Annotated in this window: 8 protein-coding genes; 4 read left to right on the top strand and 4 right to left on the bottom strand. The window is 57.5% G+C overall.

Going from position 1 to position 9,300, the window contains the following annotated elements:
- The 4 genes from EN969_RS06055 to EN969_RS06040 form a co-directional block, all read left to right on the top strand.
- Positions 1–762: dTDP-glucose 4,6-dehydratase (locus EN969_RS06055; protein WP_164758157.1), on the top strand; the 762-nt coding region annotated here is incomplete at its 5' end.
- Complete coding sequence (rfbD, locus tag EN969_RS06050; protein WP_013532724.1) at positions 759–1,646, top strand: dTDP-4-dehydrorhamnose reductase; 888 nt, start codon at positions 759–761, stop codon at positions 1,644–1,646. The genes EN969_RS06055 and rfbD, both read left to right, overlap by 4 nt.
- Before the next feature lie 94 nt (positions 1,647–1,740).
- The gene (locus EN969_RS06045; protein ID WP_063167689.1) at positions 1,741–2,490 is read left to right on the top strand and encodes a class I SAM-dependent methyltransferase; all 750 of its coding nucleotides are present in this window, start codon (positions 1,741–1,743) and stop codon (positions 2,488–2,490) included.
- A gap of 172 nt (positions 2,491–2,662) precedes the next feature.
- Positions 2,663–3,445, top strand: coding sequence for a sulfotransferase family 2 domain-containing protein (locus EN969_RS06040; protein ID WP_064995165.1), 783 nt, complete (start codon positions 2,663–2,665; stop codon positions 3,443–3,445).
- Here the strand turns inward: EN969_RS06040 and EN969_RS06035 are convergent.
- The 4 genes from EN969_RS06035 to EN969_RS06020 are packed head-to-tail and all read right to left on the bottom strand — an operon-like array spanning position 3,431 to position 9,201.
- Entirely contained in the window at positions 3,431–4,126 is a 696-nt protein-coding gene (locus tag EN969_RS06035) for a class I SAM-dependent methyltransferase (protein WP_013532722.1), read from the bottom strand. The genes EN969_RS06040 and EN969_RS06035 overlap by 15 nt on opposite strands.
- Positions 4,127–4,158: 32 nt before the next feature.
- The gene (locus tag EN969_RS06030; protein WP_013532721.1) at positions 4,159–5,610 is read right to left on the bottom strand and encodes an ABC transporter ATP-binding protein; all 1,452 of its coding nucleotides are present in this window, start codon (positions 5,608–5,610) and stop codon (positions 4,159–4,161) included.
- Positions 5,600–6,394, bottom strand: a complete 795-nt coding sequence (locus EN969_RS06025) for an ABC transporter permease (RefSeq protein ID WP_013532720.1) — start codon at positions 6,392–6,394, stop codon at positions 5,600–5,602. Before EN969_RS06025 ends, EN969_RS06030 begins: the two co-directional genes overlap by 11 nt.
- Positions 6,391–9,201, bottom strand: a complete 2,811-nt coding sequence (locus EN969_RS06020) for a glycoside hydrolase family 99-like domain-containing protein (protein WP_013532719.1) — start codon at positions 9,199–9,201, stop codon at positions 6,391–6,393. Before EN969_RS06020 ends, EN969_RS06025 begins: the two co-directional genes overlap by 4 nt.
- Positions 9,202–9,300: the final 99 nt, after the last annotated feature.

The raw sequence follows: 9,300 nt of genomic DNA, 5'->3' as shown, positions 1-9,300 counted from the left end.
ACCTACAAGATGCTCAATGCCGCGCTGGAGTACTGGCGCGGCCTGCCCGAGGACAGGAAGAGCCATTTCCGCTTCCATCATGTCTCGACCGATGAGGTGTTTGGCGATCTTCCGTTCGATGGCGGCATGTTCGTCGAGGAAACGCCCTACGCGCCATCCTCGCCCTACTCCGCCTCGAAAGCGGCCTCGGACCATCTGGTGCGGGCCTGGCACGAAACCTATGGCCTGCCGGTCGTGCTTTCCAATTGCTCGAACAACTACGGACCCTATCACTTTCCCGAAAAGCTGATCCCGCTGGTCATCCTCAATGCGCTCGACGAAAAGCCGCTGCCGGTCTATGGCGCCGGCGCCAATGTGCGCGACTGGCTGTTCGTCGAGGATCACGCACGCGCGCTGGAACTTGTCGCGACCAGGGGACTGTCCGGCGAAAGCTACAATGTCGGCGGCAATTCCGAGCGGACGAACCTTGGCGTCGTCGAGACGATCTGCGATCTGCTCGACAGCAGGCGGCCGCGGGCAGGGGGCAAGAGCTATCGCGACCTGATTTCCTTCGTCACCGACCGCCCCGGTCACGATCGCCGCTATGCCATTGACGCCTCGAAGATAGGCCGGGACCTGGGCTGGACGCCCAATGAGAATTTCGACAGCGGCCTCGCCAAGACCGTCGACTGGTTTCTCGACAACAAATGGTGGTGGGGACCGATCCGCGAGCAGCGCTACGCCGGTGAACGGCTGGGCGAAGCACGCAAGGGGGCGGCGTGAGGCTGGTTGTCACCGGACGCGACGGGCAGGTCGCGGCAAGCCTCCTGGAGGCCGCCCAGGCGGCCGCCGGCGTTGAGGTCATCGCCATTGGCCGTCCGCAACTCGACCTTGCAAGACCCGACACGGTGATCGAAGCCATCGCGGCCGTGAAGCCGGATATCGTCGTGTCGGCTGCCGCCTACACGGCGGTGGATCAGGCCGAGGACGAGCCCGATCTGGCATTCGCGGTGAACGCCGTCGGCGCCGGCAAGGTGGCGCAAGCGGCGGCGCTGCTTGGCGTTCCCGTCATCCATCTATCGACCGACTATGTCTTCGACGGCACCGCCCATGGCGCCTATGTCGAGACCGACGCCACTGCACCGCGCAGCGTCTATGGCGCCTCCAAGCTTGCCGGCGAACAGGCGGTTGCATCGGCCAATCCGCGCCATCTGATCCTGCGCACGGCATGGGTCTACAGCCCGTTCGGCAAGAATTTCGTGAAAACCATGCTGCGGCTGGCCGCTGACCGCGACGAGATTTCGGTTGTGGCCGATCAGTGGGGAAATCCAACATCGGCACTTGATATCGCCGACGGCATCTTTCATATGGCGCGGCACCTCAAGGCGGACCTGAAGTTTGCGGAGTGGGGCGTCTACCATGTGGCGGGCGACGGCGACACAAATTGGGCCGAGTTTGCACAGCGCGTCTTCGTAACGAGTCTGGAAAGGGGCAGGCCGTACGCTGCGGTGCGCGGCATTTCGACGTCAGACTATCCGACGAAGGCGAAACGTCCTGCGAATTCACGCCTCAACTGCGGTAAAATGGCCGCTACGTTCGGCTGGCGGTGCAGATCTTGGTACACCGCGTGCGACGAGGTGGTTGAGCGGCTGACGGCCCGTTTGTAGGACCTTGCCAAAGTCATCTGATTGCAGTGTCAGGCCACGATGATACGAGCGGCAACCACACAGATCAATATCGACTCGCCTGGAGTACTTGCGAATGAAGGATGCCAACCACGGACCAGATGTCGTCGGGAAAAGCTACCTAGAGACGATCGCCGATATCCACTCGGCCCTAAGGCCGCGATCCTATTTCGAAGTTGGAGTCCAGTTTGGAAATACTCTTGAGCTGGCCAAGTGTGAAACGGTAGCGGTCGATCCCTACTTTGTCTGTGCAAAGAACATCATTGGCTCCAAGCCCCGCTGCTTTCTCTATCAGCAGACCAGCGACGATTTTTTCAAGAAAACGCGTCCGAGCAAGATTTTGGGCAAGCCTGTAGATTTGGCCTTTCTAGACGGCATGCATCTGTTCGAGTTCCTCCTGCGCGACTTCATCAACACCGAAAGAGAGTGCGCGGAAGGCTCAATCATTCTGCTGCACGACTGTCTCCCTCCCGGCTACAAGATGACCACCAGGGATATGAAAACGGCGATCGAACCTGCTGACAACAACTTTCCAGGGTGGTGGGCAGGTGACGTATGGAAGGTAGTTCCCACCCTGCTGAAGTATCGTCCCGATCTATCCGTGACTGTCACGGACTGCGCGCCGACCGGGTTGGTCGTCGTTACCAATCTCAACCCCGAGAGCACGGTTCTGCAGGACGCCTATGATGATATCTTGAAGACATTCAAAGCTGACAATCGGGACGAGTATGACGACTATTGGAAGTCGGTCAAAATCGTTCGTGAAACGGCGCTCAATATCGCGGCAAGGCACCGGCCGTTCGACGGATGCGGAAAGAGTTCCTGATATGGAAGCGATGGCCGAGCGGGTGACTGGGTTGGTCTCGTCTGCCCCCCGCGCGCCCGCTCCTATAAGTCGGAAGATCGCATCTTTTCGAAAGGCGACAGCCCAATTGACTCTGCGACGCTGTCAGCGCAAGTAGGTTTTCACTTTTCCGTTATCTGGATGTGATACCTGCATGATACCTGCTCTATTCCTTCATATTCAGAAGACCGCCGGGACGTCCATACTTGCAAAGGCATCCGAGCTGTATGGTCGAGAAAATTGCTGCATGCACGGCGATTATCTCAGCCGCACACCGGAACAACTCGAACCCTTGATGATGGTATCCGGCCATTTCGGTTTCGATTACGCTGAACGCTTCATGACGGGACGTTACAGCTTTACCTTCCTCCGGGATCCCGTTGAACGGCTGCTTTCATATTACAGCTACTGTCGTGGCGCGACGAGAGATGAGTATGAAATCAATACGTTGGCACATGACAACGATGCTGAAATGTTCTTTCGGGCAGGAGAGACGGCTGACTCCAAGTTCGCTTCGCACATGTGGAATCATCAAGCATGCCAACTGGCGTCGGGCTGGGGCGCCTCGTTGGTCGGCAAGAGCGATATCGAGCCAGGCGGGTTGCCGCCGGACGAGCTCCTCGATCGGGCCAAAGCCAACCTAGCTCGCTTCGATTACGTTGGGCTGGTGGAGAATTTCGAGGCCGACAACGCCGCAATCTTCGCCGCGCTTGGCGATACATCGTCGAACGTTTTCCGGATCAACGCAGCGCCGGTCCGAACGATGCGAGAAGAACTGCCGTCATCGACCCTGGACCTGTTGGCGACGTTGACCGAGATCGATCAGCAACTCTACGGCTGGGCGGTCCGATGGCGGGCGTCAGCGTATCAAACCCATAGAGATGGTACTGCGGCGGTTGCCGAATACGGGGCACGGCGTGCGTCACGCCGTGGCTAGCACGAAGCAGCGCTGGCTTCGAGGATGATCGAAGCGAACTTCTCTTTCGATGTGCCAGCCTGTCGATCCCGCCATAAACTCAATGTCGGCGACCTTATAATGATACGGGTCCGCGTCACCGTAAGTGGTTATGCCGCCTCTCGGATGTGAGATAGGCCGCCACAATGGCAGGCCATCATCACACACAAAAAAAGTCGCGAACAACCTACCGTCAGTCGCCATTGTCGGCCGAAGCTTCTCAAGGCAAGTTCGAATGAGGTTGATTGGCAGGTGCGTGAACAGCGACAAGGCCAAGGCGTAGTCGAACGTGGTACCCAATTTGCCAACGTCAAAATCACCGGTCACCAGCAGATTGGCCCGCGGCACTTTGTTGGCCAGTCCCAACGGCGCCAGTTCCCTGTCGTATCCGGCGTCCATGATGCTAGCATTTATGTCCGCGCCGAAATAATTACCCGCGTCAAGATAATTGGCGAAGTGGACCCCGCCCCGGAAACTGCCGCAGCCAAGGTCAATCAGCCTGTGACGGGGCTGCAGGCCATTATCGACCAGCAAGTCGAATTGCAAGCGGCCGATTTCATCCCACATTCCACCGATGATCTGGCGATGGTCGCCTGACTCCATCGCTCGGGCGATGGCGTCCGTGCGATGATAAGCGCTTGGAAGTCTTTGATCGTTGGTCATCGAACGGTGCCCCGAATGGATGCGGAACAAATTCAGGCGGCTGCAATCTTGCGAACTAGGGGCGTGTCCGAGGTCAAATCAGCGGGGGTCAACTTGAAGGTCATTCCCAGGCTGAAGAAGCCGTAGTCAATCTCATCCGGGGCCGGCATAACCTTGAAGATCACGGCATCAAGTATGCGATGAAGGTATTGTCTTTCAAAATTTGCATTCCCCATCGCTCCAACGTTGATGAAATAAACTCCGGCCCGTAGCAGGCACTTAAACTCAAAGTTGACCTGCACAGACTCGCCTACCCCTAAGCTCTTCAGCCGAAGATCCGGCACCCGATCAGTATTTCCCCCACACAGTTCCACACCGTAAGGGGATTTGAACAGGGTGCCAAACGCGAGATCGTCGACGTCCGTGGTTGCAGTGAAGGTATATTGCACCGCGTAGACACAGCCTTGGGTCAGCACGTTGACCATTTCCCCACCGGTGTTGACAATCCGCACGTCGGCAATGCGCCCACCAGTCTCTTCATAGGGCGTGATGGTCTGGCTGGTAAGCGCAGGGTCCCAAAAACCATCATCAACGATCTCCGACTGTTCGGGTCTCTGCGTCGGCAACTTCGTCGCTGGTGCATGATTGCCAATCACCGGCGGGCCGTCCGAATCGCTAGTGCCGGCAAGCGTCTTGATCTCTTCACGCACTTGTCTGGCCTCTTCGCCACGAAGATTGACAAGCCGCTGATATTGGCTGGCCACCCGCTTGGGTGTGCCCTCCAATATCTTCTCGCCGCCATCGATGAGAATTGCGCTGGTACACAATTGAATGATCGTCTGGGCGCCATGCGAGGTAAACAGGATAGTAGCTCCGGCGTCCTTGATCTGCTCGATGCGGGCCATGCATTTGCGCTGGAACGCCTCATCGCCCACCCCAAGCGCTTCGTCGACGACCAGGATGTCGGGATCGACATTGATCGCGGTAGCGAAGGCAAGTCGCATATACATGCCGGACGAATAGGTCTTGACGGGCTGATCGATGAAGTCGCCGATCTCCGCAAATCTTTCGATCTGCTCGAAACGCCAGGCCATCTCCTCCCGTGGGACGCCGAGAATGGAGGCATTGAGGTGGACATTCTCACGCCCGGTGAATTCGCGATTGAAGCCGGCACCGAGTTCAAGCAAGGCCGCGATCCGGCCGTTGACTTCAACCGTACCGCTGGTCGGTGGAAGCGTTCCGCAGATCACTTGCAGCAGCGTGGATTTTCCCGATCCATTACGGCCAATGATGCCAATCACTTGGCCGTGGCCGAGTTCGAAGGAGATGTCGTTGAGAGCCGCGAAGTCCTTGTAATAGCGGCGGGGTTGCATGCCCACTAAACGTTCCAATCGCGGCACGATCATCTGCTTGAAGCGGTCTTCCGGCCGCTCGAACATCGTGTATCGCTTGGTGACGTTGCGAACCTTGATCGCAAAGGGCCGGCTATCGCGCTCAGATGACATCGGCAAATCCCCCTCGTGTCTTCTCGAAGAACAGCCTGCCTAGCAGCGCGACGATCAAGGCAACGCAGAAATAGGCGGCCAGCGCCCACCATGAAGGCAGGGTATCCATGAGGACGACGGCACGGAAATTTTCGATCGGCACCGTCAGCGGGTTTAAAACCACCCAGGGCCGAAGCCATTCCGGCATCGATGTTCGGGGCGTGAACATGGGCGAGAGAAACATGGACGCCGTCAGAACCGGACCGATCATCTGGCTGATGTCGCGAAAATAGACCCCCAGAGAGGCCAAGACCCACGCAATTCCCTGCACCAGCAGGACGAAAGGAACAATCGTAAGGGGAGCGAGCAAGATATAGAGCGACAGGCTTCCGGTTATGATCAGGGTAAAGACCAGCAGCACGGCCAGACTGATTCCGAGTTGCACCATCGCGGAACCGGTGACCACCGCCGGCAGAATTTCGATCGGAAAGACGATCTTTTTCACGAAGGTCGCGTTGTTCAATATAGCCCCCGTCGATTTGGACAGAACCTCGGCATAGAAGTTGAAAAACATGAGGCCACAAAACAGGGCAAGCGCAAAGAATCCGACGGAGTGGTTCTGGTTGGCACCTGCGGCGGCCCATTTGACGCCGAACACGGAGCCAAACATCAGGGTGAAAACGGAAAGGGTGAGCAACGGCGTTAACAGCGCCCAACCAATCCCGAAAAACGAACCCTTGAACCTGCTGCTCACGTCCCTGCGAACAAGATTGGACAAGACCTGAAAATCGCGCTGACTAATCATCGGGTGGCCTTGTGTAGCTCTTTTATCGCCTGATCGATGTGGTCCATGGCCACTTCAACGTCAACCGTGGACTGCATGGCATAGGTCTTTGGCTGCCACGTTTCAGATGATCCATTAGAGTCACATAATATGACATTGTAGTCGAACTTCTTCAGGGCACAGATACGGCTGATCCATAATTCGACTACTCCGCCGCCGGCACCCCAGAAATTGATCCAGGCGTCGGGCATCAAGTCGAAAACCACCGTTCCCGCCTTCGACCATATCAGGTTGGCAAAGGCGGACCCATGCGCTCCGACGATAATTTCGGCATCTGTGAAAAGGTCGATCTGGTCCGAATAAGCCAGCACGGCCGGATCGATGACCTTGAAACCACGCTTGACCAGCGCAGCCTGAAGCGCGGCTTCGTTGGCTATCGTCCTACCGGAATTTGTGGTTTCGCTTGAACGCCCGAGATATATCCGTCTGGCACGATAGTCTTGAACCGCCGGGGGAAGCACGAGCGTTCGCGACATCAGATCGGCTGTTTCCGGATGCGGGAAGAACGTGGTGAACGTGGTCAGAGCATTGGAGACAATGGCCGAACGGAACTTGTAGACAGCGGTGCTGGCCGCGTCGAGGATAAGAAAATGGTGTGGAAGGAAGCCCCAGACCGACAGCATCCTGATCAACCATTTTGGCGCTTTCGTCGACAGGACAACACGCAACCGCTCAGCAATGATCTCATCACGAAACGCCAACAATTGTGGAACCATATCAAAGACCACATGGCCGAACGCTTGGGAGTAGTGCATGGGAATGATCACGTCCGCATCGATCTCGGTCGCTGTTTCAGCCTTCAGATGCGCGCCTGCATCGTCTTCCACCAAATATTCAAGCTCTGTCACTTGCGACCTGACATAGCGGTAGATGCGCATCGTTTCGGCGATGACCTGGTTGTTCCGGGTGACGAGAGCCACGGCGATCGGATGCGCCACACAATTGTGAAACCGACCGAACCGCAATGGCGCTGCCTCATAGGGAACCGTCTTCAGCATGCGAGCGAATTCGTCGCCATTGACCACGCCTTTCGCGACGTGCAGTCGCGGAGCTAGTTCAGCCTCGACGTTGCAGGGAGAGAACGCGGTCCAAATGCAATCCTCGTTCGAAGTGAGCATTTCTTGTTTGCTCGACGCCACCCTGCCAATGGATTCGAGCGAAACCTCCTGGACATCGTGCCCTTCCAACTGGTGACGACTAGAGGCCATCGCAACCTGGTCCGGGAGATCAGCGATTACTTTTTTTTTTTGCGCCGGCTCGGTTGCAGAGGACGGATTAACCACGCGTTTCGCGGCACGATAGGCAAAGCGGACGGCCTTGAACATCATTGGCCTGTCGTAAAGCCGGTGCGCCACCCTGAACTTCAGGGGCACCTTGATCGAACCGGGTTCAGGCATCGTCAGGACCGCCGGGCTCGTCGTCGTCAGCTTCGGCTGAGGTTGCTCAACCGCTTGGGCGTCCCGCGCCTTTTGAATGCTTCTCGCCGCAGTTTCCGTGATTTCGCGCTGCGGCTCAGGAGCGGTTTCATTCCCGGACTGCAAGCGGCTGGCTTCCTGCTTGAGCAAAGTCACCTTGCCATCGAGGTCAGCGACTTCCCGGATTTTTGCGGCACGGAGCTTTGCGATTTCGGCGTCCCTGGCTTCCTCGGGGATCGCCGCTAATTGCTGCCTGAGTTCGAACCGCACGCGTTCCGGCGCAACGTCGTAAATATCGTCAACCATCGACATGCCATTTTTCACGCGAAGCGTGGCCTCCAGGAACCCCCGGCCGTGTCTCCGGTCTGGTTCGAGATAGCATCCCTCGGCCCATTCGTTCCAAGCATTGATGAAGACCAGTTGATCGCCTTCCGCGCGATTGGCGCGCGTCAGCGAACTCGATCCCCGCAGCCAGCGCTCATAATTTGCAACGGTGGAGCCAAGAACGATCAATGAGCGATTCTTTACCCGGGCCGTATTGTCCCAATCGGGGAAAACGGTTCGATAGATCCGCTTGCGGCTATGGTCCCTCGATAGGAAATCGCGCGCAACGTTGGCATATTCGACCGGGTAGCCTTCGAATGGCTTATAGGTCGGCACGATCTCCTTCACACCATGGAATTTCATGTTGTGCGGCGGGAACTCGACGCCTGCGTCGAACTCATACTGCTCGTAGTCGTTATTGCCGTGAACGAGCGCGTTCACGATGTGAATTTCGCCGATACCCATCTTGCGGCAATGCTCCCGCCAGCGCTTACCTGCGGCCTTGGCGTCAGGAAGATGCTGCGGCCGGTAGACGACCAGCAACGGCTTGCCATCGACCCGCAGATAGCGGGGATCCTTGAAATAGGGAAAGAGGCTTTCGATGAAGCGCAACTCCCAATCCGGACCATAGGTCTGCGCGATTAGAACCTCGTGCTCGGCGGCGTCCCATCGGCGGGTCCAGTTTTCGTTCGCCCAGCACAGGCAGAAGCCCATGTCGATGCTCTTGTCGGTCAGGAAAGCATCGACCGGCTTCTCCATCAGCCGGTGGCCGTCGAACCAGTAGTAGTGAAAGCAGAAAGCGTCGATCCCGTGCTCCCTAGCGACCTCGGCCTGATCGCGGATGGTGTCCAGGACGCGAAGGTCGTAGTAGCCGAAATCGGTCGGATAGCGCGGTTGATTATGGCCATCGTAGAGCGGCTCCGCCTTCGCAACGTTGGTCCATTCGGTGAACCCTTTGCCCCACCATTCATCGTTCTCGGGGAACGGATGGAACTGCGGCAGATAGTAGGCAACATAACGCAGCGCCATTATCGCATGCTCAGGATCGACTTCACGATGCGACGGCCGGTCGGGCCGAGCATGCGGCCAACCATCGTTCTGAACGTCGGTCGCTGCTGTGGCGAATAG

The organism is Mesorhizobium sp. M7A.F.Ca.CA.003.01.2.1 (assembly GCF_003998945.1).
GTDB classification, from domain to species: domain Bacteria; phylum Pseudomonadota; class Alphaproteobacteria; order Rhizobiales; family Rhizobiaceae; genus Mesorhizobium; species Mesorhizobium ciceri.
The sequence above is the reverse complement of the archived record's forward strand: the minus strand, read 5'-3'. Positions and strand labels throughout refer to the sequence as shown.